The following is a 23,755-nucleotide window of genomic DNA, read 5'->3' on the forward strand; positions in this document are numbered from 1 at the left end:
GCTCAGCCGCCGGGCGGAGCGCAGACCTCGGACTCCGGCAGGTGCCCGGGGGCCGCGTCCTTCGCGGCTTCGGTGCGCACGGTGTCCAGTTGGGCGAGGAGCTCGTCGAGGCGCTTCTCCGTCGGGTCGCCGAAGTACTGCAGGACGGCCCGGTGGAACGCGTCGCGCACGCCCGGCGGCATCACGTCCGACGCGTCGAAGCAGAGCGTGCGCGCCTTCGCGGTGAGGATGTCCGCGATGCGGCGGCCGGTCGGGTCGGTCGGCTGGGGGTCGGACGCGTCGGGGAAGAACGGCTGCAGCCCGTCCGCGGCCCGGGCCCGCCAGAGCGTGCGGGCCCGCTCGCCGGAGAGGCGGTCGACGAGGGCGCGCGCCGCCGGGTCGTCGCTGAACACGGCGGCCATGTCGCCCGCCACCTCGTACGCGCCGTCGTGCTCGTCCCGGCCGCCCAGATAGCCCGCCGCGGGTTCGACGCGGACCCGGTCGTGCGCGTACACGTAGCGGACGAAGGCGCCCTGGTGCTCGTGTGTGCAGCGCGGTCCGAGGGAGTCGAGGAGGCCGCGCGGGCCGACGTACGGCGTCGTGAGGGACCGGTCGATCGACGCCGTGGTGCGCTGGCCGAGGAGCTCGGCCCAGGTCGTCCACGCCTTGCGGACCCGCGGGTCGCGCCAGTGCACGTCCCCGGTGGCCCACCGCGTGTACGTGGCGGGGCCCGCCTGGTGGAGGAGGATGTCCTCGATCCAGTCGGTGCCCGGCCAGCCGGACGTGGCCTGCGAGGCCAGCCCCACGCACCACGCGGGGCGGTCACCGGTGCGGCCCTCCTTGCTCCACACCAGGCTCTTCAGGTCGACCTTCAGCGGCACCCAGTAGGTGCGGCGTCCGCCGTCCACGTCGAGGCGGGGCGCCCAGGGCGGATAGGCGCGGGCGGTGGCGGCGCGGTCGAGCGGGGTGAGGTGTCCCGCGCGGGCGTGCTCCACGAGCTCGCCGATGCTGTTGAGGATCGCCACGTCCGGCGGGTCGCCCGCCTCCAGCTGCGCGCCGAGCGTCTCCCGCAGCGAACGGGTCCCCTGGTAGGTGTACGACTTTCCGGTGCCGTCGTCGAGGCGGTGCAGCATCGCCTCGAAGGCCTTGCCCTCCGGGCCCGTCCAGGGGCCGAGCACGACGAGGGTCTCGGGCCGCTCGCTCGTGCAGGCGCCCGCGGTGACGGCCAGCAGGCAGGCCGCGAGGAAGGCGCGGAGGGCGGTGCGGCGCTTCATGGGGCGGCTCCTGGGCGCGAGACGAGGACGTACTCGCGGCGGTAGGCGTGGAGCGTGGCCGCGGTCACCGCCGCGCTGAACAGCCCGGCGGGCGCCACCCACGGCGCGACCCCGTCCAGCGAGGAGAGCCGTCCCGCGGACAGGTCGCGGCCCGCGCGGTCGTCCAGGGACCGGATCAGGAGGGGATGGCGGTCGCCGAACGGCCGCTCGTCGACGGTCGACTCGATCGCCGGGGTCGTGCGCTCGGCGATCCGCGTCGCCGTCGTCACCACACGCTGCTGCGCCCGGTGGGCGAGGACGGCGTCGGCCGTCAGGAACGGCACGGCCAGCAGCGGCAGGGCGGCCACCAGCAGCGGGACGCTGACGTGGAGGTGCAGGCGGTGGTGGAGGAACACCTGGGTGCGCCACTGCCCGAACGCGAGCAGCCCCAGGGCGAGGACGGACAGGGACCCCGCGGCGAGCACGCGGCCGCCCGGCGCCGCCCGGTCCGCGAGCCTGTCGCGCAGCCGGTCCTCCAGGGAGGAGATGCGGTCGACGACGGCGGTCGCGTCGGAGCGCGAACCGGTGGCGGGACGGCAGGCCGGATAGCCGTCCGCGTCGGCCTTCGCGGTGGGCGCGGGCCCGGGTGTCGAGCAGAGCATGCTGCGCGCGTACGAGAGTCCGGCGTCGCGCAGCGCGGGGTCGGCGACGTTGTTCTGCGCGAAGGTGATCCAGGTGCCGTAGTCGACGACGAGCCCGGAGACGACGTCGAGCTCCTGGCGTTCGGCGGTGGTCAGGGCGCCGCTGCGGGCCACCTGGTTGAGGTTCTGCACGGCCCGCGTGGTGCGGGTGGTGTACCGCTTGCTCAACCCGCTGAGCTGCACGGCCTCCCCGGCCGCCAGACTCTGTGCGGCCTCGCGGTCGGCGATGCGCAGGGACGTCTCGGCCTCGGCGAGCCCGACGAGCGCGGGCAGGAAGCTGTCCCGCAGGGCCGCCGAGTCCTCGCGCACGTCCGCGTACGCCCAGCCGAACGCGACGGCCGCGACGACGGTGAGCAGCGGCAGCGCGACGAGCCGGTCCCGCAGGTACGCGCGGTTGCGCGGGCGTTCGGTGAGCGGCTCCGGCCACGCGTACCGGCGCAGGGCGCGCAGCGCGTCACCGGCGAGGGGCGGGACGGCGCGCCACAGGGCCGTCACCGGGCGGCTCCGGGCGGGCGGGGGCCGGGCAGGTGGACGCCGGGCAGGACGGTCGTGCTGGACTGGATGCGGGCGGCCTCCACGTCGAACTTCGCGACGCGGTCCCGGAGTTCGACGACGCCGCTCGCCGAGTCGCGGACGCGGACGAGGCGCCGCAGATGGTCCTGCATGGCGGTGTCGCCCGTCTCGACGGCGAGCCGCCACGCGGCGCCGAGCAGGGTCTCGGCCGCCGCCCGCCTGCCGAGCCTCAGCTCCGCGCAGGCCTCCTCGAAGGTGCGGTGCAGCTCCTCCTCCTGCCGGTAGTGGGCGACCTGCGGGTCGAGGCGGCTGTAGAGATCGGGGTCGTCGGTCCAGCGCATCAGCACGGGCTGGGGCGCGGGCAGCCGCAGCGGCGCCGGGCCCTCCGCGTCCAGTTCGACCTCCGTCAGGAGGAGTTCCTTGCCGATCTTGGCCGGGTCGTAAGGCGCGCCGACGCAGAGGAGGTAGGCGCGGGTCTCCTCGCCGCACGGACCGAGGTCGTACTCCTCGACGGGGCCGCCCGCGCCCGTCCCGACGCCCGACAGATCGACGCGGTCGGGGCGGAGCGCGACCCGCGTGGGGTGGACCTGCTCGAAGGCGTGCGGGCGCACCCCTGCACGGTGGTAGAGGCGCAGGCGCAGGCCCGTGACGTGGCGTCCGGCGGCCCGCCCGGTGAGCGAGGCCAGCTCGTCGGGCAGCCGCGTCAGATCCGCCACGGCCCGGGTGCGGCCGCTCAACGCGCGCGCGATGAGGAGGAGTTCCTCGGTCTCCCAGGCGTCCCCGATGCCCACGACGTCGCAGGTGAAGGCCCGCGCGCACCGTTCGACGCGTTCCTGCAGCTCGGCGCGCGTCTCGTACCCGGGCTCGTTCCTGCCGTCGGTGAGGAGCAGCGCGTGCCGCACCCAGCCGCCGTCGCCCGCGGCGGGCAGTTCCCGGAAGAGCTGCCGGGCCCGCTCCAGCCAGGTGCCCATCGCGGTGCCGCCGCCCGGGGTGCAGTCGTGCAGGGCGGCCTCGGCGGCGGCCCGCGACTCGGCGTGCGCGACGGCGAGTCCGGGCCGCCTGGGATAGATCATGGCGGTCCTGTCGCCCCCGGCGACCAGGGCGAACAGCGAGCCGTCGGGAATGCGGGCCAGCGCGCTGACGGCGGCGGCGCGGGCGGCGCCGAGCCGGCTCGGCGGCATCACCATCGAGGAGGAGTGGTCGATGAGCAGCACCTCGGCGAGCCGCGCCCCGGCCGTACCCGCACCTGCGTCCGCCGGGTCGCGCTCGGTGGCGGCGGGCGGCGCGTGCGCGACGCCCGTCCTGCGGACCGTCACGGTGAGGACGGCGTACATGCGGGCCGTGTCCTGTCCGCCCGGGGTGCGCGGGCGGGGCAGCTCGACGACCTGGCTCACTTCCAGGCCGACCGAAGCGGCCGGTTCTTGGTCTTCTTGCCCAGCCATGGGAAGTCCTTGCCGATGCGTGCGTGCAGGAAGCCGAAGGGGCGTACCGCGTAGGCGCGGTCGAGGAGGATCTCGGCGAGCGGTACGCCGTCGTCCGGCGTCGGCGCGTCCCGGGCGGCCTGGTGGGCCAGGATCCGGTAGAAGCGGGAGAGGTCGGTGCGCAACGCCCTTATGTCCGCGGGGAATTCGAGCAGCGGGTCGGCGTGCGCGGCGACGGCTCGCAGCTGGGCAGCGGTGATCGCGCCACCTCTCCCACCGCCGTCTTCTTCTCCCAGGAGCCGGTGCGCCGCACCCCACACCTCCGCCTTCATCCGTACGCGCGACGGTTCGTCGGTCAGGCCGTGCGCGGAGAAGAGCTGGGCCAGCGCGCGTACCGCCGCGCCCAGTCCTTCGGCGTCCCGCGCGTGGTCGACGCGGATGCGCACGGCGGCCGTGCGGGCGGCGGTGCGGTGCCGGGAGTGCTGTGGCACGGTGTCGAGCGCGGCGATTGCGTCGGTGAGGGCGTCGGGGCCGCCGAGGGCGAGCCGCGCCCGGACGGCGCCGAAGGCCGCGCTGCCCAGCGAGGGGTTCCGCAGCCGGACGGCCTCGTAGAAGGTGAGGGCCTCGTGCGGCCGCCCGAGCTGTTCCGCGCAGTGGCCGAGGGCCAGCTTCGGCGCGTACTCGCCGGGGATCGCGGCGTAGACCCGGTCGAAGCGGCCGCGGGCCTCCGGCACCCGGGAGCGGGCCAGCGCGAGCAGCCCCCGGTGCCAGTCGAGCCGCCAGTCGTGCGGCCCGTTCGCGGGCCCTATGGCGTCCTCGGCCAGGGCGAGCGCGGTCTCGGCGCCGGTGAGGTCCTCCGCGCGCAGCGCCACCCGCAGCCGCAGCCTGCACCGCAGCAGGTGCACCTCGGGGGAGTCCCGCCAGTCGCCGGTGTGCTGGAGCAGCGCCTCGGGGTCGTCGTCGCTGAGCCTGCTGAGCTCGCCGTGGTGGTCGTCGTCCGGGTCGGGGCGCGGTACGGGGAGCCGTCGGGCCACCTCGGGCGGGGCGGGGGCGGGGTGGTGGGGCGCGGTCCGCGGGGCGGCCCAGTGCCGGACCTCGGGGGCGGCGCCGAGCCCGCCGTCGAGGGCGTACGCGGACTGGAGGAAGAGCGGCGAGGGTTCGAACGTCTCGGCGCCCGTGCGCAGGGACCGCAGTTCGCGGAAGACGCCGCGGAGCTGCTCCTCCATCTCGCGCGCCGTGGCGAAGCGTTCGGCGCGCGCGGTGCGGGTGGCGCGGCGCAGGGCCCTGGCGAGGGAGACGAGGCCGAGTCCGCGGTGGTGCCCGGTGGCGTCGTCGAGCGGGGCGAGCGCCGCGAGGTCCGCCAGGTCGTGGCGGGTCGCCCCGAGCCCGCACAGGGTGCGCAGCGTCTCGCCGAGGCTGAACAGGTCGTCCTGCGGCGCGGATTCGCCGTGGGGGCCGACGCTGGGCGCGCGGTAGAGGGCGGTGGTGAGGCCGGGTGCGCCCGCGCGGCGCACGCTGCCGACGTCGACGAGCTTGGTGGTGGAGCCGTCGTGCATGACGTTGGGCGGCTTCAGGTCGCCGTACACCTTGCCGCGCTCGGGGGCGTGCAGGTGCGCGAGCGCGGCGAGGATCCGCACGCCGTACGCGAGGACGAACTCCGGGAAGCGGTCGCCGCCGAACTCGTCGGGGTGCTCGTGGGCGCGGGCCCGCACCTCTTCGAGGTTGAGCCCGTCGACGTACTGGAGGACGAGGAAGTCCCCGACCCCGGCGTGGTGCCCGTAGTTGAACACCCGGATGAACCCGTCGTGGTTGAGCTCGACGAGCTCCCTGCGTTCGCCTTCCAGGAGGCGGTACGACTCCGTGGCGAGCTCGGCGTGCAGCATCTTCACGGCGACCGCGCGGTCGTCGACCTTGGTGTCGTGGGCGAGGCAGACCTCGCCCATCCCGCCGTACCCGAGCGGCCGCACCAGGCGGTACTGGCCGGCGAGGAGCGTGCCGGGCGGCAGAGGCAGGCCGCTGAGGGCGACGGGGGCGCCACCCGCGTTGTCCGCCCGGTCCAGGAGCGTGATCTCGGGCAGGACGGTGGGGTCGGGGTGTTCCGGGGGGAGGGCGACGCGGGCCGGGCGCGGTGGGTCCGCGGTGACGCCGAGGTCGACGATCCAGTGCTGGGAGGACTCCTCGACGGATGCCGGGCCGGGGCGCGACGGCGGTTCGGGGGGCGTCGGTTCAGGCCCCGGCTCGGAGACCGGTGCCGCGTGCCCCGTGTCCGTGGCGGAGTGCAGCCCGGTCTCGGCGTCCACGCGCTCGCCGCTGGCCAGGCAGTACCCGGTCGGCGACACGGTTCCGGAACAGCCCGGGTGCGGGCACGACTTGCCCTTCGTCACGCCTCACCGCCCGCGTCCGCGTCGGCGAGCCGCCGCACCACCCGCGCGAACGCCGTCACCGCCCGTTCGGCGTCGGCCAGCGGGCAGGGTCCGGCGAGCAGGAGCCGCTGTGCCGCGCGGTAGGGCCCGACCGCGTCCGGGTGCTCGGCGAGGCCGCGCCGGGCGAGCCGCGCCAGGTGGTCGCGGAGCAGCCCGCGCAGCCGCAGGTGCTCGTCGAGCACGGTGCGCAGCTCGCTCTCGGCGCGTTCGGCCCGCAACAGGTAGGTGTCCACGGCCTGTTCGGCGTACGAGAGCTTCTCCAGGAGACGAGGACCGCCCCGGCCGGTCAGCGGGCGCATCTCGTTGCTGAGCTGGACGGTCCACAGGGCGGCCCGCGCGGCGTACCCGGTCGCGACCGGCGGGTCGACGACGTGCGGTTCGACGCGGTGGAAGAGGCGCCGCGCACTGCGCTCGGTGTCGGCGAGGGCGTCGACGCGGGAGCCGATCCGCAGCAGCCACTGGGCGGCACGCTCGGCGGGCAGCAGCTTCTCCGCGAGGGCGTAGGTGAAGCCGTGCGTGCTGGAGCGGACCACGAGCAGCAGGCGGGCGCCGGAGGCGGCCAGTTCGCCGAGTGCCTTGGCCGCGGCGGCCGGTTCGGTGGCGGAGCGGTCGGCATAGAGCACGGCGACGGCGGGGCGCCGCCGCGGGGCGGCGCGCCTTCCTGCGGCGTGCCGCAGTTCGTGCCGCAGGACGGCGAGGGCCTCGCGGAGCTCCGGCTGGCCGGGGTCCTCCAGGGCGGCGCCCTCCAGGTCGAGGACGAGGCCGATGCTGCCGACGCGGGGTGCGATGCCGGCGCGCGAGAGGAGCGAGTCGCCGCCGTCCCGCGGCGCGTCGGTGCCGGGTCCGACGGGCCGCACCGCCAGTTGCGGGGACTGTTCGCGGTCGGCCATGTTCAGGACGACGTACAGGGCCTGGCGTGCCCGGTCGTCGTCCTCGGCGATGAAGAGGACCTCGGTGTCCCAGGCGTCCGCGTCCCCGTTGAGCCAGCGGGTGACGGTGCGCTGGAGGCCGTGCGGGCGGGCGGTGCGGGCGGCGTCGGCCGAGACGACGCGGTGGCCGGGGATGGCGTGCGGCCCGGTCACGTACCGCTCGGCGAAGCGGCGGAAGTACTTGGCGACGGTGGCCGCCGGGATCATGTACCCGTGCTCGCCCCGCTCGTCGGCCTGCGCCAGGATCCCGAGCAGCCGGTCGCTGCCCTCCTCCCGTACGCCCGCCCCGCTGAACCCGCCCCGCAGCCGCTGCCCGGAGTCGGCGCCCGCCCCGGTGAGGTCGATCTGCACCCGCTCGTCGCCCTCCCCGCCGGGCCCCCGGCAGACCCCGGTGAGCCACTGCCCGCCCGACTGGTGCTCGGGGAATCCGTCGACGAGGACCGTGGCGCCCCGGTAGTCGAGCGTGCGGTGCAGCGCGACCGGCGAGGGGAGGGGCGCGGGGTCGTCGAGGACGAGGACCGCGAGGTCGCCCTGCGCCTTGCCGAAGGGCGGCACCCAGTGGCCCGCCGCGACGGTCGCGGTGCGGTGCGGGGTGCGGGTGAGGCCCTGGAGCAGCGGGAACTCGACCTGCACGCGGTCGGGCCGCTGGCCCGTCGCGGGGTCGCGGATCACATGGGCGCAGGTGAGGACGCGGTCGGCGCCGAACAGCACCCCGGCACCCAGCACGTCACCGCTGCCCGAGGCCGCCCAGCGCCGCAGACGGACCCGCCAACTCGCGTGGTCCACCGGCAGGTTGACGCCCCCGCCCGCGTGTGCCGCGTCCCCCTCCATGCTTCCTCAGGGTAGGTGCGGGGACGGTCAAAGGCTCCTGGGCTGCAAGGTGGAGCAGGGGGAGGACCGCGCACGCAGGGAGCGCGGGGGAGCACACGCGGCGCACCGGCCCCACGGTCACCTGACGGCGTGCGGCCGGGGCCTACCCCTCGTACTCTTTCCAGATCCGCGGCGGCAGCACGTTGCCGCGCTCCGACTTCTTCCCGGCCACCCCCGAGAGCGGCAGCAGCTGTGGCGTGCCGGGCCGCAGCCGGAACAGTGTCACCGCCGTCGACAGGTCCTTCGAGAAGCCCGTGAACCAGGCGGACCTGAGCCGGTCCTGGTCGCCCGTGCGGCCCGCCGCGACGTCCACGCCGAGGCGCCTGCCCGCCGAGCGCAGGGCGTCGGCGACTTCCTGGGCCACCTGCGGGTCGAGGGCGCGGCGGGCCGAGGGCGGGGTGAGGCCGGGCAGGGTCTCGCCGTTCCTGACGACCTTCGTCACCGAGTACGGGTCGCGCCGCAGGCCGTCGTCGGCGAACGTCCCGTACGCGGTGGCCATGCGGATGGCGCTCGGTGTCGACGTGCCGATGGAGAACGTCGGCTCCAGACGGGCCATGCTCTGCCGCAGCAGCCCGGCCGCGACCGCGGTCCTGCGCACCATGTCCTGCCCGACGTCCTTGCCGAGGCGTACGTACGTGGCGTTGCCGCCGGACGCCAGCGCCTCCCGCAGCGTCGGCCGGTCCGGGTCGGGCTCGCCGCCGGCCCGGCGCAGCACACCGTCCGCCTCGTACCGGCTGTCGGCCAGGACGCTCCGGACCGCCCCGGCCGCGCGATCCCGCACGGGCGCCACCCCACCGGCCGCCGCCTCGTGCCCGGACACTCCGTGCTGCAACGCCGCGGCCAGCACGAACGGCTTGAACGCCGAGCCCACGGGGACGCCCGAGGTGTCGGCGTTGTTGGTGAAGTGCGTGGTGGCGTCGGGTCCGCCGTACAGCGCGACGAGCGCCCCGTCGGAGGGCCGCACGGACGCCGCGCCCACCTGCACGTGCCGGTCGGCCGACCGCTTCTTCGGGTCGAGGTCGCGCGCGACGACGCGGCGCACCGCCCGCTCCAGACGGCGCACCTTGCTCTTGTCGAACGTGGTGTGGATCTCGTGGCCGCCGTGCGCGAGGTCCTCGTCGGTGAGGCCGGTCTGCTGCTTGAGGTACCGGTTCGCGACGTCGACGAGGTAGCCGGTCTGGCCGCCGAGGCTGGTGGAGCGCGACCGGCTGCGGGGCTCGGGGAACGTCCGGTACTTCGCCCGCTCCTTCTCCGTCATCAGCCCGACCGCGACCTGCCGGTCCAGGATCCACGCCCAGCGCTGCCGCGCCCGCTCGTGGTTGGCGGCACTGACCGCCGGGTCGTACAGGTCGGCGCCCTTCAGCATGGCGGCGAGCATCGCCCCCTGGCTGGGGTTCAGCTCCTTCGCGGGGATGCCGTAGTAGGCGCGGGCGGCCGCCTCGATGCCGTTGGCGCCGCGCCCGAACCAGCTGGTGTTGAGATAGCCCTTGAGGATCTCGCCCTTGCTCTTCTTGCGGTCCACCTTCAGGGCGATGACGAACTCCTTGACCTTCCGCGTGACCGTCTGGTCCTGCGAGAGGTAGGTGTTCTTCACGTACTGCTGGGTGATGGTGGAGCCGCCCTGCGTCTCCCGCCCGCGCGCCATGTTCACGGCGGCACGGGCCAGGCCCGTGAGGGAGACCCCGGCGTCCTCGTAGAAGGTCTCGTTCTCGGCGGCGATCACCGCGGCCACGGCGGAGGGCGCGATCTGGTTCAGCTCCACGTTCTGCCGGTTGACGGCCCCGGTGCTGACCATCTGCGAACCGTCGGACCAGTAGTAGACGTTGGCCTCGCGGCGGGCCGCCGCGTTCTCGTCGGGAATGTCCACGCTGACGTACACGCAGACGAAGAGCGTGGCGACGGCGATGGCGAGAAGGCCCGTCGTGCCGAGGAGCTGGCGCCACGACGGGAGCCAGCGCCGGACACCGCTCCTCCCGGCGCGCGGGTAGTCCACGAACCGTCGCCGGCCGCGGCGACGCGTCTTCTTCCCCTGAGCATGTGTACCCATGCCGGAGGAGAGCGCGCCGCACGCGGCCGGGTTGGTCCGCGGCCGGTCAGCGGTACGTAACAGACCGCTCGTGAGCGCGGTGGGGAGACCGCGCGCGGCCGACGGGGGTCAGCGGACCTTGGTCAGCGCACCCTTGTTCTTGAGGACGGCGAGGCCGTTCGCCCAGAGCTGGTTGACGCGGGACCGCTCCTGCGCGTTCGGGTACGCGTTGGTGCAGGACGTGCCGGGGCCGCCGCCGGACATCAGCTCGCTGCACGGACCCGAGTAGTGGTCGGGAAGACCGAGCACGTGACCCGTCTCGTGCGCCGTCACACGCGTCGAGTTGTACTGCTGGTTCTGCCGGTAGTCCAGGAAGATGTACCCGCGGCCGTGTCCGTCGGTGGAGGCGTACGAGCCACGCGAGTCATTGCCCTCGCGGTACTGGAAGTTACCGGTCGAGCTGGTCTCCTGCAGCTTCACATTGCTGACCGAGGAGTTCCAGATCTGCGTGCTCTGGGCTATCTGGCTGCGGAAGCTGGGCGCCCGGCTGGTGTTGTACGTGACGGTGACGACCTGGATGCCGGGCTTCGCCGCCTGCTTCTCCAGCGCCGACTTCATGACGGCGTCGAAGAACTGCTTGTTGGCGGCCTGCTCCTCGGCCGACCCGACGTACGACGACGTGGTGTACGCCGACGAGGGCTTGACCGTCTCGGGTGCCGGCGCCGCGAACGCGGAGGGCGCGGCGGCCAGCGAGCCCACGAGGGCGGCCGAGCCGAGAACGGCGAGGATGCTGGTGCGGGATCTGTTCATGGGGGTGTCCCTTCCAGGGAAAGGCCGGTATCCGGTGGGCCCGGGATGTCCGGGCCGCCGGGACCGGAGGCCTGCGGGGTGCGACGTCCGGTCGGGGACGAGTATTCGGGGAACGGGGCGCGTTCGTACCGATGCCATTGGGCGATAACGTCAAAGCATCAACTGTTAGACGTACGCGCTTGGTTGCGCCGCGCGCGGACGCGCACTACCGCACGCGCCGGATCCGGTGGACGTCCCGCACGCACAGGTTGAGGAGGGTCGCGGCGACGATGATCCCCGTACAGACGGCGAGGACGGACCGGTCCGTGAACGCGGACGAGGCGAGCGCGACGACCAGGTAGCCGAGCGGGATCGCGAGGCGCTCGCCCACCTGATTGAAGGAGCTCATCCGGCCCAACTCCGCGTCGGGAACGTTCTGTTGGAACGCGGTCACCCAGGAGACGCCCGCGACGTCCAGGGTGACGCCCGCCAGCACCGCGGAGAGCAGCAGCCACGGCAGCGGCAGGCCGAGCGCGAGCGCCGCGAGGGGCAGCGCGAGCCCGGAACTCGCGGCGACGGCGACGACGAGCAGCCGCTCCGGTCTCCACCGCAGACACACCACGGTCCCCGCGAGGAGCCCCAGCGAGAACGCGCCCTGGACCAGCCCCCACGTGCGGGCCCCCGCGTACTCCTGCTCGGTGACAACGGGCCCGAGCAGCTGATAACCCGCGAGCCAGGCGGCGACGAGCACGGTCCCCGCGGCGGTGTACGTCCACAGCCACGTCCGCGACCAGAAGCCCGACCAGCCCTCCCGCAGATCGGCGAGCGCACTGCCCTTGGCGACCGGCGCACCGAGCCGCAGTCCCAGGAGCAGCAGTGCCGCGACTCCGAACGTCAGCGCGTCGAAGCCGAGCGCCCAGGCGGGCCCGCTCACGGCCACGACGATCCCCCCGGCCACGGGCCCGACGACCTTGACGGCGTTGGTGGGCAGCCGGAGCAGGGCGTTGGCCTGCTGCAACTGGTGCGGCGCGACGAGCTGGGTGACCACGCCCTGCGCGGCGGGCGTGGTGAAGGCGATCGCCACGCCCGACACGAAGCCGCAGACCGCGATGGCCCCGGTGCCCGCGTGCCCGGCGGCGACCACCAGGGCGAGGGCGCCCTGCCCGGCGGCGGCCAGCAGATTGCCGAGGAACAGCAGCCGGCTCCGGGACAGCCGGTCGGCGAGGACGCCGCCGACGAGCAGGAACACGACGGTCGGCACGGTGCTGGTGGCCAGCACGAGCCCGAGCGCACCGGCCCCGCCGCCCGCGCCGATCACCGCGTAGGCGAGGGCGAGGGGTGCCATCGCGGAGCCGGTCGCGGAGACGAGCTGGGCGAGGACGAAGCGGCGGAAGGCGGGGAGGCGGAGGGGGGAGGGGGTGACGGGTTCGGCCGGGGTGGCGGTGTCGTTCGTGGTCATGGTCCCCCGGGTCTCCTGGCGGTGCTGTGTACGGCCCGGCGGGCAGCATAGGTGGCGGTGCCGCCGTCACAACGCGGCGCCCCCGCGGGGGAATTACTTGACCCGGGTACGGCTTGCTGATGACAAGGGGCCGCGGAACCGCGGCCCGAGCCCACCCTCGGAGAGGCCCCGTGTCCAAATCCCGCACCCCCGCCCCGCCTACGACCCGCGCACGCTGCTCGCGGCCTCCCGTCTCGGCGTACTCGCCACGATCAAGAAGGACGGCCGCCCCCAGCTCTCCCCCGTCATGCCCTTCTACGACGCCGAGACGGACCTCCTCCACGTATCGATGACCGAGGGCCGCGCCAAGACGGCGAACCTGCGCAGGGACCCGCGCGCCACGCTGGAGGTCACGAGCCCCGACGGCCGCTCGTGGGCCACCGTCGAGGGCACGGCGACCCTGACGGGCCCGGGCACCGACCCCGACGGCCCCGAGGTGGAGGCGCTCGTGGCCTACTACCGCCGGGCCGCCGGGGAGCACCCGGACTGGGACGAGTACCGCGCGACGATGGTGGCCGACCGCAGGGTGCTGATGACGATGACGGTGGATCGCGTGTACGGCGAGAACCTCGGCTGAGCTCAGTCGCCGACGGCGCGCGGGGTGACGACCATCGGAATGTCGTCGGCGGCCCAGAGCACGAACCGCTCGACGGGCGTCACCTCGTGCCCCGCCACGGGCCGGAACCGGAACCGCTTCAGCAACACGGCCAGCGTCAACTGGGCCTCGACCATGGCGAGCCCGGCGCCCTCGCAGCTGCGCGGCCCGAGCCCGAAGGGCACGTAGGCGAACCGCGACCGCTGTGCCACCGCCTCCGGGGTGAACCGCTCGGGCACGAACTTCGCGGGCTCGGGCCAGTGGTCGGGGTTCATGTGCACGGCCCAGAAGGGATAGAAGACGGTGGTGCCGGCGGGAATCTCGTACGTGCCGTCGGCGCCGTCGAGGACCATGTCCTCGGTCGCCTCGCGGGCCCCGTAGGGCCCGGGCGGGTAGAGCCGCATGGACTCCTTCAGGACCATCTCCAGATACGTGAGCTCGCGCAGGTCCCCGTAGTCGGGCGCCGACCGCTCGCCGAGGACGCGGTCGAGTTCGGCGGCGACGCGCTCGGCGACCTCGGGGTGGCGCCCCAGCAGGTGCAGGGTCCAGGAGACGGCGACGCCGGTGGTGTGGTGGGCGGCCAGCATGGTCACCATGACGGTGTCGCGGATGCGGGCGGGAGTGGTGCCGGCGGCGAGGAGGGCACCGATGAGATCGCTCCGGTCGGCGCCCGTGTCGCTCTCCTCCCGGGCGGCGATGACACGGTCGACGGTGGAGCGCAGGTAGTCGAGGGAGGTCTGCTGCTCTGTGCCGTCGTCCCCGCTGAGCACGACTTCGAAGGCGTCGACGACGTCCTCGGCTCGGACGACCTCACTGCCGACACCGACACCGCCCAGTGCGTAGGCGCAGATCATGCGCAGGGAGAGCGCGGTCAGATCCTTCTGGAGGAGGACGGCATCTCCGCCCGCACCACCCCACCGCTCGGCGACCTCCTCCACCAGGGAGACGAACTCCCCGAAGTGCCGTTCGTGGGACGGCCGTCCGGCGAACACCTCCAACAGCACGCGTCGCCAGGGCCCGTGCTCCTCGGCCCCGATGACCTGAAGGTTCCCGGCTTCGCAGAGGGGCTCCAGGAATGCGAAGAGGGAGGCGGGACGCTCGTCGATACGGGCGGTCTGCTCCAGCACCAGCGGATCGGAGACGGACACCGCGACCCCCGCGCCCGGCAGCTGGAACCGTACGACGCCCCCGTACTCGGCGTGCAGCCGCAGCTGGTGGAGATGCAGCCCGCCCGCGTCCGAGATGGCCCCGGCCCCACCGTCGTCGCACCACTCGGGCCCTGGAATCGGCAGGACGTTCCCCATGGCGATACCTCCGTACTCCGACATGGTCCGGCATACTCCGTCGATCACTGTCGCCCTCAGGCCAACGAACCGCACGGGTAGGGCGCCAGGACGTTTTCGGCCAGTAAACTGCGCGCGCTCATAGGGATCACGGCAGTCTCGGAAAGGTGAGGAAGACCAGTGGCACACGGGGGATACCAGGGTTGGGGCCCGACGAACGGTCAGCCACAGGGAGGCGGCCCGCCGCCCCCGCACCCGGCCACGAACCACCCCCACGTCCCGCCACCGGCGTCCCCCTACACACCACCGCCGTCCCCCTACGTGCCACCGGCCCCCCACCCCCGACCGCAACCGCCCCGACGCCGCCGCACACTCTGGGGCTTCCTCTTCGTCTCCCCCCTCATCCCGGTGATCCGTTCCGCCCGCCGCCGTGCGGAGGCGATCTTCAACCGGCCGGGCCCGGGCCGCGTGGAGGACAGGCTGGTGACGCGGGTCCAGCTGTGGCGGGCGATCGCGGGCGCGGCGGCGACCCTGTACCTGATCTACACGTACGGGGCGGACGACGGCTGGAGCGGAGTCGCCAACGACGGGGTGGTGAAGCTGATCCTGGCGCCGCTGCTCCTGATCCTCACGGGCCCGCTGGTGGTGCTCGCCTTCATCCGTTACGCACCGGCCGACCAGCGGCACGTGCTGCGCTCCCGCCTCGGCGCGCCGCTGAAGGCGGTGGGCTGGTACGTGGGGATCCTGGCCGGCGTCGCCCTGGTCCTGGCGGGCAGCGCCCTGCTCCTCAAGCAGAACTACGGCACGCTCCTGAACGGCCTGGTGGCCCTGGCCCTCCTCATCGGCCTGATCTGGCTGCTCCCCTTCCTCGCCTTCGCGTCCGCGTACGCCGCGCGCTACGCCTTCAACACGGCGAACGTGCACGCGGCGCTCCCGGCGGCACTCACCGTCGTACTCGTCTGGGAGCTGATGCTCTGCAGCGTCGCGCTGGAGGGCGGACTGCCGCACGGCCCGCCGGCGGCGCAGTGGGGTGCGATCCTGGGCGGCCCGGTGTCGGTGACGGCGGTGGCCCTGTGGGAGCTCCACCGGATGAGCACCCGGCACGGAGTACGAATTCGCGCCTGAACAAGGGAGTTGAGTGCCGTGAGGGGGCGCTTTTTTCTCTGTTGCTGCTGATACTGCGGGCATGAACATAGTTACGGCCCGTGTGGGGACACGGGGATTACGCAACCCGGTGTCGGTTTAGCGTGGTTACTGACAGAGGGGGTCTCGGTCCATGCTGAACAACTCCGTGATCCTGGTCGTCGACGACCACAAGGACACCCTGTTCGCACTGGAGAGTGCGCTGGCCCCACTCGGCTACCCCTTGGTGAGCGCCTCCAACGGCGACGACGCCCTGCGCGTGATCCTCCGCGGGAACGTGGGCCTGATCCTCCTGGACGTCCGCATGCCGGGCGTGAGCGGCCTCGACGTCGTCCGCTACGTCCGCCGCCTGGAACAGACCCGCGCCATACCGATCGTCCTCCTCACGGGCTTCGACGTCAGCAGGGAGATCTCGGCGGCGGCGTTCCGCCTGGGCGTGGCGGACGTGGCCCTGAAACCGATCGACCCCCTCACCCTCCGCACGAAGGCGCGCTACCTCTTCGAGACGTACGGCCAGCTCAGATCGATGCAACGGGAGATCGAGGACTTACGCGCCCAGCTCAAGTCGGGCATCATCACGTCCAGGTCGCTGAACGACGGCGCGAGGGACGAGGCGTGACCGCACACGACGGGGCCCCTGGCCGTCCCACCGCGGGCCCTGGCCGTCCCACCGCGGACCCTAGGCGTCCCGCCGGCGCACCATCTCGTTGATCCAGACGGGTGCGAACGGGGACGTGCACCCCGGTGACGTCGGGTAGTCCTTGAGCACTTCCAGCCGCTCGCCGATGTCCAGCGCACGGGGACGGTACTCGGCGTGCGTGATGCCGATCTGGGCGAGGCAGGTGTTCATCGCCCACTGCGGACGCTCGGGGGCGTCCTTCATCTCTCGCTCGATGACGTCGAGCAACCCAGCGAGGTCGAGCCCTTCGGGCCGCTTCGTGACGCGTTCGGCGGTCAGTGCCCAGCCGGCGCTCGCGACCACCGGATCCGGATCGTCGAACCAGGCGAGCCGCAGCTCCTCGGCGTGCGGGCTCTTCTTCACCACGTAGTTCACGAGCCAGTCGTGCACCTTGGGGGTGCGCGCCTCGCGCACCATCGCGTCCAGCTCGTCGTGCCCGAACGCTTTCGGGCGGCAGATCAGGAGCGCGAGCAGACGCGCCGCGCTGTCCTTGGTCGCCCAGAGCCCGCGTGCGAGCTCCTGCTGCGTCTTGAGCCGCTTGGCGAGGGCACGCAGCTTGCCCAGGTTCACACCGTGGTCGTCACCGTGCTTCTCGTTCACCGCGCGCACCTTCGGGTCCGCGAGCGCGCCGAGCTCTGCCATCACCTCGGCGACCGTCACGCCGGTCGACCCTGTCCGGTCCACCTCGGCCCTCCTGTCCGTTCCGTACGGGATCCACCGTACGGCGACACAGGGGCCAGGGTGAGGAAGGCGGGCGGTCAGGGCGGCGCGGAGGGCCCTTAGGCAACGGGAGGACCCCTTAGGGCAACGCGAGGCCCCTTAGGGCACCGCCTGTGACGGAACGGAGACGTCGCGGGAGACCGCCCGTAACTCCGTGAGAGCTACAAATAGTTCAGACCGCACAGACACCCGCCACTCCCCCGGGGGACACCATGAAGAAGATCCGCCCCACCGCTCTCGCCGCCGTCACCGTCGCCGCCGCCCTCTCGCTCACCGCCTGCGGCGGCAGCGACTCGGGTTCCGACACGTCCTCGAAGGGCTCCGCGTCCTCCTCCTCGAACTCGTCCTCCGCGTCCTCGAAGAACGGGTCCGGCGAGGACATCAAGGCCGAGGCGGCGGGCAGCGCGTCGAAGGCCGGGGCCAGGGTCACGTTCTGCAAGACGGCGGACCTGGCGATCGACGCGCAGGACGCCGCGCCGGACGAGAACACGGGCCGGATCGACATCACGATGATCAACCGCGGTTCGAAGACCTGCTCCGCGACGGGCTTCCCGGGCGTCGACATCAAGGACGAGGACGGCACCTCCAGCCCGATCGAGCGCGGCCAGGCCCAGCCCCGCGTCACCACCCTGAAGCCCGGCGACGCCGCCGTCTTCAACCTGGCCTACGAGATCGACAACAGCGGCGAGAGCCTCGCGTCCCCGACCCACATCCTGGTGACGCCCCCGAACGAGACCCACACCGTGACCCTGAACTGGCCGACGGGCGCCGGCGCGATCAAGGGCGCGTACACCGACGTCCAGGTCTACCCGACGCACAACACCAACTAGGCCCGCGAGCGCACGGATCCGTCCGTCAGACCAGATGCTCGATGGTCGCTCCACCCCACCGATCGGCCAGATACTCCGCGACCAGTCGACGGTGACACTCGTGCGGTTCCTTCTCGCTGCAGAGAAGGACCGCATTGGTGACCAGTTCCTGCGGGACGGTCTCCGACACCCTCCGCTGTGTCATGAGGTCGAGGAACTTCTCCTCGTAGGCCGCCCAGCCGGAGCCGTGTTTCTTGAGGTCGTCCAGGATGGGCTGTGTCGGAGCCAGGTCGGGACGGTGGACGTACGCCATTCCGCACAGTTCGCGGAGGAAGTACTTGAGGTCGTCGCGCTTGGCGAAGCCCGCCAGTTGCGACACGTTGTTGAGCCGGACGTCGACGAGGGTCGACGCGCCGGAGTCCCTCAGCAGACCGAAGAACTTCTCCGCGGGTTTTTTCGTGAAGCCGATCGTGTAAATCTTCATACGTCCGCCGTCCGGTTCGCGGGTGAGTCCTGTCTGACGTAGGCGATGCGTTCTTCCTGACGGCTCAAGGCCTCGTCCAGACGCTCGGCCGGCGTGCGGAACAGCTCCGGTTCCGCGAGGCCGAACTTGGTCATGAGGCGTTCCATCGCCGCGTCGTGGCTCTCCACCCGCCCGTCGCCGTGAATGTGGTGGACAGAGGCACCGCCCTCCGCCAGCACTCGCGAGACGAGCACCGTGCGGTGGCAGTTCAGGGGTTCTCCCTCGGTGCACATCACGGCGATCCGCTCGGTCGCCGCGCCTTTGGTCAGGCGCTCGATGCCCGACCGGAACTTGCGGGTCCGGGCGAGACGGCCGTACTGGACCCGCCCGTCGACGTAACAGGTCGCGTCGTCCGTGCGCGCGCCGAGCTCCTCGCCGAGGAAGACGTACTTCATGCCGGCCTCGCGCAGCGCGGGCTCGATGGACTTCCGGTTGAAGTGCGGCGCGAACTGGCTGGCGGGGACCGACCGCACGTCCGCGACGGCCGTGACGCCGTTGCGGCGCAGCAAGTCGATCAGCGTGGGGAGTTCGTGGTTGGAGTGACCGATCGTCATCAACATGTCGGAGCTCATCCGTCGCTGCCTGGTTCTGTAGTGCGTTCTGTGGTGCGACGTTCGATTATGGCCGCCACCATCTTATAGAAGTGTCCCTTAAACTCTTCGCCCAAGCTCACGGTCAGGAAAGACTCGGATAACTCATAACTTCCGACGCCCAGCGCCCGAAACCTCTCCTCGTACACGGCGTCGGTCACCTTGAGTATGTACGTGGCCCCCGCATGGCGAAACTTTGCCCGTACCTCAAGGTCCCTGTTCGCGTCATAGGGCCGATCCACCTCAACGGTGACAGCTTTAACTCTGATCAACTTGAGGGAGTTCAGCAGCGCGAATTCCTGCTCGACGGCGACTCGATCGTTGAGCCCTTTCCGGGTGCTGTCCTCGCTGTTCACCCACAGATGCTTGGGCCTCTGCTCAAGCCGACGTAAATCGTCCCACCCGACACGCCCCCGCTTCTCCCACTGGCTGCCGGGGTCGAGTATCCAGTTCTCGGTCTGGAACCCGAACCTCTTGGGCCTGAGGAGCCGCACGGAAACGACGTCGAGTATGCGCGGCTCCGCACCGTTTCGATACCGTCTTTCCGCCTCCGAGACTTCATGTCCCGGCCGACTGCTCACGGGCCGCACCCACAGATTCGACTGGATGTCGATTCCGGCGATGCACCGCCCATTGTGCTTCCGGGAATTCGCCAGACAAACGAGCTCTTTGGTGGTCGGCACTCGTCCCCCCTGGGAAATGTAACCTTGACCTTGCCCCACAGTGCGGCGCCGTTCCGTCCCGATGGGAGAAGGGCCCTCAGCGTTGACTGTCAGCCCACACCGGGAAGCACCGGTTCGGCCCAGCGCCGCGTCAGTATCGCGGCTGGTGATCCAGACTTTCCAGGTTTCATCTGCCCTGCGCATGGGGGGACTTGAACAGCGCGCCGGACGCGGGTCCAGGGCGCGGCCGACGCCCTCCTCGATCGCGGGGCGGGCGTACCGTGGCAGCGTGGCAAACGACGACCTTGGGCGAACTCTCCGACGTCTGCGCCGCCTGGCCTCCCTGACACAAGAGGAACTGGCCGAGCGCTCCGACGTATCCGTTGACGTGATCCGGCAGCTTGAGCAACGGCGTAAGCACTCGGCGCGCCTGCCGACGCTGCACGCCCTGGCGAACGGCCTCGGCGTGGAACTGACGACGCTCCTCGGAGATCCTCCGGCCGTCTCGGCGACAGGAGAGAACGACGGGCCACGCTTCGTGGCGGTGCGCCGCGCCATCATGCCGGCGCTGTGGGGCCCGGAGCCGAAGCCGCCGGAGCCCGGCTTCTCGCTGGACGCCCTGCGCGAGCGGATCGCGGAGGGATGGACCCAGTATCACGCGGCCGAGTTCGACACGGTGATGAAGGCACTGCCGGACCTGATCTCGGATGCGCGGGCGGCCGCGGCGTCGAGCAACGACGACGATCGCGGGGCCGGTTTCGCAGCGCTGGGCAAGGCCCTCCAGCTGGCCGGGCACGTCGCCGTACGCATGGGGAAGACGGACCTCGCGCTCATCAGCCTGGAGCGCGCCATAGAAGCCGCGGGGCGATCGTCCGACGCCCTGCTGCGCCCCATGGTCGTCAACTCCGTTGCGTGGACGTACCAGCGGCAGGGCCGTCTCAGGGATGCCCTGAGCATCGCCCTGCACGCGGCGGACGACACCAAGGACTGCGGGCACACGAGCACGGCCGACGGCTTGAAGGTCTGGGGTGCGCTCACCATGTCCGCCGCCACGTCGGCCGCGCGCGGCAACGACTATGAACGGGCGGCCGCGTTGATGGCGCAGGCCGAAAGAGAAGCCGCGCGCGTGGGCAAGCTGCCGGAAGGCAGTGACAGCCGCATGGTCAGCGTGTTCAGCCCGTCCTCGGTGCGTATCGAGCGCGTCCGGCTGGCCGTCCAGTACGGCCGCCCTGAGGAAGCCCTGGAGCTGGCCGCGGGGATGCGGCTGAGCAAGGACACCCCTCCGTCCTGGCGCACGTGGCTGCTCCTGGACGTGGCCCGGGCCCACACGGACCTCGGGAACGCGGCAGAGGCGGTGAAGTCCCTGGAGTCGCTGCGCCGGGTGGCTCCGACCTGGATGCAACACCACACGTTGGCCGTAGCCATCGTGCGTGACCTGTGGTCGCTCCCCAACCACCCCGCAGGACTGCGCCCGTTGGCCGAGTTCCTTGGGGTCGCTGCGTAGTCGCCGCGTGATCCCCGGTTAACGTCGCAAAAGTAGGACGCCACATCCCTGTCACGCTGCGTAGTGAGTCGATTCCATAGGCGTGAGATCGCCGATGGCCGCGCGGAGGGCCCTCGGTGCACGGCCGACCGAAATGGAGTCCACATGGCAGGGATCACGGACCGAGCCTGCGACGCGGGAACCAGCGAAGCGCCGAAACTGCTGAGCGCCGCGTTCGACTGGCTGGCGCGCGCTCAGGCCGCGCCGCGCCATGCCCAGCGCGAGTGGACGGAACGAGGCATCGCGCTCCTGCCTCTGGGGACGCGGTTCAACTCGGTGCATCTGCCCGCCCCGCTCGTGCACCTCGCCGCCGGGACCAGCGACCTGCACGTCGTGACCCGCACGTTCGCCGAGCTGCTCGACGGCCCGGTCATCCACAACCACCCTCAGAACGGGTACTACGCGCTCGTGGCGTGCACCCCGTGGCGGCCCTGGTCGCAGCAGTACCCCGAGGCCCCCATGCTCGGCGCCGGCCACTTCCTCTCCGTCCCGGCCTCCGACCTCACCGGCCCGACCGGCCTGTACTGGACGGTGCGCCCCCGCATCGTCGGCGACCTGTGCGCCGTGCCGTCGGTCGCGGCGCTCGTCCACATGGCCCGCGACCCGCGACGGGCGGGCGCACGATGAATGCCCCCAGCGGACGGGCGGTCTTCGCGATGTCCAGCCCGGAGGCGACAGTGGCTCTGCTGACCAGCCGACTCCGTGGGCACACACCGGGCTGCCCCGACTGCCGCACCGAGGAGTGCGAGGAAGGCGTACGCATGCGCCGCGCGCTGCGGGCCGTGCGGTCCCTGCTCAAGGAACCCGAGCCCCCCGCTCCACCCCGACCCGACAGGAGACGCCCCATGGGCACGCTGACCAACGGCCGCACCACGATCCCCTACGACAACTGGACCGCCCCGCACCTCAACTGGCGCAAGGCGGGCCGCACCGACCTCGACCCGATCCTGAAGGACTGCGTGATCCTCGCCGAGGCCCCGCCCGCCAAGAACCACCCGCATCACGGCATCCCGGACGGGACGCGGATGATCGCGATCAGCGACGACAAGGACCCGGCCGCTCCGGTGCTCCTCATGAGCCGCGTGGAGATGACCGAGTTCTTCGACGGGGTGATCGCGGGTGACTTCGACGAGTTCCGGGCGACGAAGGACGAGCTCGACGCGGCAGCGGCCACAACCTGACCCGGACACCGAGGCGTACGACGTGCGCAAGGCACCGCCCGACAATGGCCGTTCGCTGAGCAGCGGCCCGATCTGCTCCGAGCACGAGGGGCCACCGACGCGCACCATCCGCAGCTCGGCGGGCTCCAGCATCTGCCCGGTCTGCACCCCCCTCGGACCGACCCCGGCAGGCACCGCCGCGATCGTGCGCCGCCAGAACCTGATCCTCGACAGTCCGTACTGGCGTCACAGCGGACCGTGCACCTGACCGGACGCCCGCAAACGCACACAACGAAGGCCCAGGCCCGGAGACTCACTCCGTGACCTGGGCCTTCGCCATTCCGATCTTGTGCCCCCGGCAGGATTCGAACCTGCGACACCCGCTTTAGGAGAGCGGTGCTCTATCCCCTGAGCTACGAAGGCGGGGTCCTGCACGGACCGCGGCAGCGGTCCCTGGACAGGGTAGCGGATGAGGGTGCGGCCGTCGGCCCCCCGGGGGCTGCCGGTGAGGGGCGACGGCCTTGGCGGGGCGTCAGGCGGCGGGTGTCGCCGTCGGTGGGGCGAACTTCATCGGGGTGATCTGCTTGACGTCGTAGCGGGCCCGCATGCGGCGTACCGCCTCCGGGTCCACCGAGTCGCCGCCCGCCGCCCAGATCTCCGCTATCTCCTCGAAGTACGCCTCGTGCTCCGGTGACGGGTTGCTCTGGAAGAGCATACGGACCGGGCTGTCCGTGGCGTTGCGGAACGCGTGCGGGGTGTTGGGCGGTACGAACATGCTGCTGCCCGCCGGGGCGCGGACCACCCGGTCGCCGTCGGACGACTCCCAGTCCAGCCAGTCGTCCGTACGTTCCGTGGGCTCGAAGGCGAGGAGCTCCAGCTCGCCCTCCAGGATGTAGAAGAACTCCTCCGCACCCTCGTGGTAGTGGCCGCCCGTGTCGAACCCGGGCGGGACCACCACCTCGAAGATCGACGCGGACGAACCCTGTGCCCCGGTGGCCTTGAAGGTCACTTCCTGCGCTTTCGTGACCAGCTTGCGGCCCTCGCCCGGCAGGCGGATGAGGTCACTCATGCGATCGACTCCTTGCGTGAGCAGAGCAGTACGGGAATGTAGTGATCGCTGACAGGGTATGACCCTTACCTCAAGGCTTGCTCGGGTCTGCCGCAGGTGTGGGGGCGAGGGCGGATACGGGTGCGGGCTACTCCGTCACCAGGTCCACCTGGATGTTCCCGCGCGTCGCCTTCGAGTACGGGCAGAACGCGTGCGTCTTGCGCAGGAGCTCCTCGCCCGCCGCGCCCTGCAGGTGGTCCGGGAGCTCCGCCCGCATGACCACGGACAGGCCGAAGCCGCCGTCCGTCTCGTCCTTGCCGATGCTGACCTCCGCCGTCACCGACACGTCGGACACGTCGATCTTCTCCTGGCGCGCGATGTTGCCCATCGCGCTGGCGAAGCACGCGGCGTACCCGGCGGCGAAGAGCTGCTCGGGGTTGGTGCCCTGGTCGTTGCCGCCCAGCGCCTTCGGGAAGCCGAGCGGCAGGTCGAGCTTGCCGTCGGAGCTGACGGCGCGGCCCTCGCGGCCGTTGGCGGTGGCTACTGCGGTGTACAGCGCGTCCATGGGGATCATCCCGTTCTTGTCGTTGTGGCTGCC

At 72.1% G+C, this 23,755-nt stretch carries 23 protein-coding genes and 1 tRNA gene; 8 read left to right on the forward strand and 16 right to left on the reverse strand.

Going from position 1 to position 23,755, the window contains the following annotated elements; translation table 11 throughout:
* Positions 1-2: 2 nt before the first annotated feature.
* From DEJ48_RS22550 to DEJ48_RS22585, 8 genes are all read right to left on the reverse strand, one after another.
* On the reverse strand, positions 3-1,253 hold the full coding sequence (locus tag DEJ48_RS22550; protein ID WP_150217903.1) for an alpha-glucoside ABC transporter substrate-binding protein: 1,251 nt from the start codon (positions 1,251-1,253) through the stop codon (positions 3-5).
* A complete protein-coding gene (locus tag DEJ48_RS22555) occupies positions 1,250-2,428 on the reverse strand; it encodes a hypothetical protein (protein WP_223832155.1) in 1,179 nt (392 codons plus the stop codon). The genes DEJ48_RS22550 and DEJ48_RS22555 overlap by 4 nt, the downstream gene beginning before the upstream one ends.
* A complete protein-coding gene (locus DEJ48_RS22560; RefSeq protein ID WP_150217904.1) occupies positions 2,425-3,888 on the reverse strand; it encodes a VWA domain-containing protein in 1,464 nt (487 codons plus the stop codon). Before DEJ48_RS22560 ends, DEJ48_RS22555 begins: the two co-directional genes overlap by 4 nt.
* Complete coding sequence (locus tag DEJ48_RS22565) at positions 3,837-6,251, reverse strand: tetratricopeptide repeat protein (protein WP_223832156.1); 2,415 nt, start codon at positions 6,249-6,251, stop codon at positions 3,837-3,839. Before DEJ48_RS22565 ends, DEJ48_RS22560 begins: the two co-directional genes overlap by 52 nt.
* The gene (locus DEJ48_RS22570; protein ID WP_150217905.1) at positions 6,248-8,050 is read right to left on the reverse strand and encodes a trypsin-like serine peptidase; all 1,803 of its coding nucleotides are present in this window, start codon (positions 8,048-8,050) and stop codon (positions 6,248-6,250) included. Before DEJ48_RS22570 ends, DEJ48_RS22565 begins: the two co-directional genes overlap by 4 nt.
* Before the next feature lie 142 nt (positions 8,051-8,192).
* Positions 8,193-10,136: a transglycosylase domain-containing protein gene (locus tag DEJ48_RS22575; RefSeq protein WP_150217906.1), complete on the reverse strand. Its 1,944-nt coding sequence runs from the start codon at positions 10,134-10,136 to the stop codon at positions 8,193-8,195.
* Positions 10,137-10,244: 108 nt separating this feature from the next.
* Positions 10,245-10,925, reverse strand: a complete 681-nt coding sequence (snpA, locus tag DEJ48_RS22580) for a snapalysin (protein ID WP_150217907.1) — start codon at positions 10,923-10,925, stop codon at positions 10,245-10,247.
* Positions 10,926-11,130: 205 nt separating this feature from the next.
* A complete protein-coding gene (locus DEJ48_RS22585) occupies positions 11,131-12,363 on the reverse strand; it encodes an MFS transporter (protein WP_150217908.1) in 1,233 nt (410 codons plus the stop codon).
* A gap of 178 nt (positions 12,364-12,541) precedes the next feature.
* Between DEJ48_RS22585 and DEJ48_RS22590 the strand changes: the two genes are divergently transcribed.
* A complete protein-coding gene (locus DEJ48_RS22590; RefSeq protein WP_150221320.1) occupies positions 12,542-12,979 on the forward strand; it encodes a PPOX class F420-dependent oxidoreductase in 438 nt (145 codons plus the stop codon).
* 2 nt (positions 12,980-12,981) lie between these two features.
* Here the strand turns inward: DEJ48_RS22590 and DEJ48_RS22595 are convergent, their stop codons facing one another.
* Complete coding sequence (locus tag DEJ48_RS22595) at positions 12,982-14,325, reverse strand: cytochrome P450 (protein WP_223832157.1); 1,344 nt, start codon at positions 14,323-14,325, stop codon at positions 12,982-12,984.
* Positions 14,326-14,688: 363 nt separating this feature from the next.
* Between DEJ48_RS22595 and DEJ48_RS22600 the strand changes: the two genes are divergently transcribed.
* The gene (locus DEJ48_RS22600) at positions 14,689-15,405 is read left to right on the forward strand and encodes a hypothetical protein (protein WP_223832158.1); all 717 of its coding nucleotides are present in this window, start codon (positions 14,689-14,691) and stop codon (positions 15,403-15,405) included.
* A gap of 151 nt (positions 15,406-15,556) precedes the next feature.
* The gene (locus DEJ48_RS22605) at positions 15,557-16,042 is read left to right on the forward strand and encodes a two-component system response regulator (RefSeq protein ID WP_150217910.1); all 486 of its coding nucleotides are present in this window, start codon (positions 15,557-15,559) and stop codon (positions 16,040-16,042) included.
* Between the two features lie 60 nt (positions 16,043-16,102).
* On the opposite strand, the gene DEJ48_RS22610 is transcribed toward DEJ48_RS22605, so the two are convergent.
* The gene (locus DEJ48_RS22610) at positions 16,103-16,744 is read right to left on the reverse strand and encodes a DNA alkylation repair protein (RefSeq protein WP_150221322.1); all 642 of its coding nucleotides are present in this window, start codon (positions 16,742-16,744) and stop codon (positions 16,103-16,105) included.
* Between the two features lie 290 nt (positions 16,745-17,034).
* On the opposite strand from DEJ48_RS22610, the gene DEJ48_RS22615 reads away from it, so the two are divergent.
* A complete protein-coding gene (locus DEJ48_RS22615) occupies positions 17,035-17,652 on the forward strand; it encodes a DUF4232 domain-containing protein (RefSeq protein WP_150217911.1) in 618 nt (205 codons plus the stop codon).
* Positions 17,653-17,677: 25 nt separating this feature from the next.
* Here DEJ48_RS22615 and DEJ48_RS22620 read toward each other — a convergent pair whose 3' ends face one another.
* The 3 genes from DEJ48_RS22620 to DEJ48_RS22630 are packed head-to-tail and all read right to left on the reverse strand — an operon-like array spanning position 17,678 to position 19,427.
* Positions 17,678-18,115 (reverse strand): DUF488 family protein, encoded by a 438-nt coding sequence (locus DEJ48_RS22620; protein ID WP_150217912.1) that lies wholly within the window; start codon positions 18,113-18,115, stop codon positions 17,678-17,680.
* Positions 18,112-18,714: a DUF488 family protein gene (locus DEJ48_RS22625; RefSeq protein ID WP_223832159.1), complete on the reverse strand. Its 603-nt coding sequence runs from the start codon at positions 18,712-18,714 to the stop codon at positions 18,112-18,114. The genes DEJ48_RS22620 and DEJ48_RS22625 overlap by 4 nt, the downstream gene beginning before the upstream one ends.
* A gap of 8 nt (positions 18,715-18,722) precedes the next feature.
* Entirely contained in the window at positions 18,723-19,427 is a 705-nt protein-coding gene (locus tag DEJ48_RS22630) for a dual OB domain-containing protein (protein ID WP_150217914.1), read from the reverse strand.
* Positions 19,428-19,695: 268 nt separating this feature from the next.
* Between DEJ48_RS22630 and DEJ48_RS22635 the strand changes: the two genes are divergently transcribed.
* The 4 genes from DEJ48_RS22635 (at position 19,696) to DEJ48_RS22650 (ending at position 22,377) form a co-directional block, all read left to right on the forward strand.
* The gene (locus tag DEJ48_RS22635; protein ID WP_150217915.1) at positions 19,696-20,910 is read left to right on the forward strand and encodes a helix-turn-helix domain-containing protein; all 1,215 of its coding nucleotides are present in this window, start codon (positions 19,696-19,698) and stop codon (positions 20,908-20,910) included.
* 144 nt (positions 20,911-21,054) lie between these two features.
* Positions 21,055-21,576: a hypothetical protein gene (locus DEJ48_RS22640; RefSeq protein ID WP_150217916.1), complete on the forward strand. Its 522-nt coding sequence runs from the start codon at positions 21,055-21,057 to the stop codon at positions 21,574-21,576.
* On the forward strand, positions 21,573-22,130 hold the full coding sequence (locus tag DEJ48_RS40410) for a hypothetical protein (protein ID WP_223832160.1): 558 nt from the start codon (positions 21,573-21,575) through the stop codon (positions 22,128-22,130). Before DEJ48_RS22640 ends, DEJ48_RS40410 begins: the two co-directional genes overlap by 4 nt.
* A gap of 22 nt (positions 22,131-22,152) precedes the next feature.
* The gene (locus DEJ48_RS22650; protein ID WP_150217917.1) at positions 22,153-22,377 is read left to right on the forward strand and encodes a hypothetical protein; all 225 of its coding nucleotides are present in this window, start codon (positions 22,153-22,155) and stop codon (positions 22,375-22,377) included.
* Between the two features lie 82 nt (positions 22,378-22,459).
* On the opposite strand, the gene DEJ48_RS22655 is transcribed toward DEJ48_RS22650, so the two are convergent.
* From DEJ48_RS22655 to DEJ48_RS22665, 3 genes are all read right to left on the reverse strand, one after another.
* Positions 22,460-22,532: transfer RNA gene (locus tag DEJ48_RS22655), tRNA-Arg, on the reverse strand.
* A 109-nt stretch (positions 22,533-22,641) separates the two neighbouring features.
* Entirely contained in the window at positions 22,642-23,178 is a 537-nt protein-coding gene (locus tag DEJ48_RS22660; RefSeq protein WP_150217918.1) for a cupin domain-containing protein, read from the reverse strand.
* Positions 23,179-23,305: 127 nt separating this feature from the next.
* Positions 23,306-23,722: an organic hydroperoxide resistance protein gene (locus tag DEJ48_RS22665; RefSeq protein WP_150217919.1), complete on the reverse strand. Its 417-nt coding sequence runs from the start codon at positions 23,720-23,722 to the stop codon at positions 23,306-23,308.
* Between the last annotated feature and the right edge of the window lie 33 nt (positions 23,723-23,755).

It is taken from the genome of Streptomyces venezuelae (assembly GCF_008642315.1).
GTDB classification, from domain to species: Bacteria; Actinomycetota; Actinomycetes; order Streptomycetales; family Streptomycetaceae; genus Streptomyces; species Streptomyces venezuelae_D.

Bases quoted from the DNA above. Each gene is read 5' to 3' on its own strand.
- DEJ48_RS22615 (WP_150217911.1), top strand. From the start codon at position 17,035: ATGAAGAAGATCCGCCCCACCGCTCTCGCCGCCGTCACCGTCGCCGCC.
- DEJ48_RS22575 (WP_150217906.1), bottom strand. From the start codon at position 10,136: ATGGGTACACATGCTCAGGGGAAGAAGACGCGTCGCCGCGGCCGGCGA.
- DEJ48_RS22620 (WP_150217912.1), bottom strand. From the start codon at position 18,115: ATGAAGATTTACACGATCGGCTTCACGAAAAAACCCGCGGAGAAGTTC.
- DEJ48_RS22625 (WP_223832159.1), bottom strand. From the start codon at position 18,714: ATGTTGATGACGATCGGTCACTCCAACCACGAACTCCCCACGCTGATC.
- DEJ48_RS22595 (WP_223832157.1), bottom strand. From the start codon at position 14,325: ATGTCGGAGTACGGAGGTATCGCCATGGGGAACGTCCTGCCGATTCCA.
- snpA (WP_150217907.1), bottom strand. From the start codon at position 10,925: ATGAACAGATCCCGCACCAGCATCCTCGCCGTTCTCGGCTCGGCCGCC.
- DEJ48_RS22585 (WP_150217908.1), bottom strand. From the start codon at position 12,363: ATGACCACGAACGACACCGCCACCCCGGCCGAACCCGTCACCCCCTCC.
- DEJ48_RS40410 (WP_223832160.1), top strand. From the start codon at position 21,573: ATGAATGCCCCCAGCGGACGGGCGGTCTTCGCGATGTCCAGCCCGGAG.
- DEJ48_RS22570 (WP_150217905.1), bottom strand. From the start codon at position 8,050: ATGGAGGGGGACGCGGCACACGCGGGCGGGGGCGTCAACCTGCCGGTG.
- DEJ48_RS22660 (WP_150217918.1), bottom strand. From the start codon at position 23,178: ATGAGTGACCTCATCCGCCTGCCGGGCGAGGGCCGCAAGCTGGTCACG.
- DEJ48_RS22605 (WP_150217910.1), top strand. From the start codon at position 15,557: ATGCTGAACAACTCCGTGATCCTGGTCGTCGACGACCACAAGGACACC.
- DEJ48_RS22610 (WP_150221322.1), bottom strand. From the start codon at position 16,744: ATGGCAGAGCTCGGCGCGCTCGCGGACCCGAAGGTGCGCGCGGTGAAC.
- DEJ48_RS22640 (WP_150217916.1), top strand. From the start codon at position 21,055: ATGGCAGGGATCACGGACCGAGCCTGCGACGCGGGAACCAGCGAAGCG.
- DEJ48_RS22550 (WP_150217903.1), bottom strand. From the start codon at position 1,253: ATGAAGCGCCGCACCGCCCTCCGCGCCTTCCTCGCGGCCTGCCTGCTG.
- DEJ48_RS22560 (WP_150217904.1), bottom strand. From the start codon at position 3,888: ATGGCTGGGCAAGAAGACCAAGAACCGGCCGCTTCGGTCGGCCTGGAA.
- DEJ48_RS22665 (WP_150217919.1), bottom strand. From the start codon at position 23,722: ATGGACGCGCTGTACACCGCAGTAGCCACCGCCAACGGCCGCGAGGGC.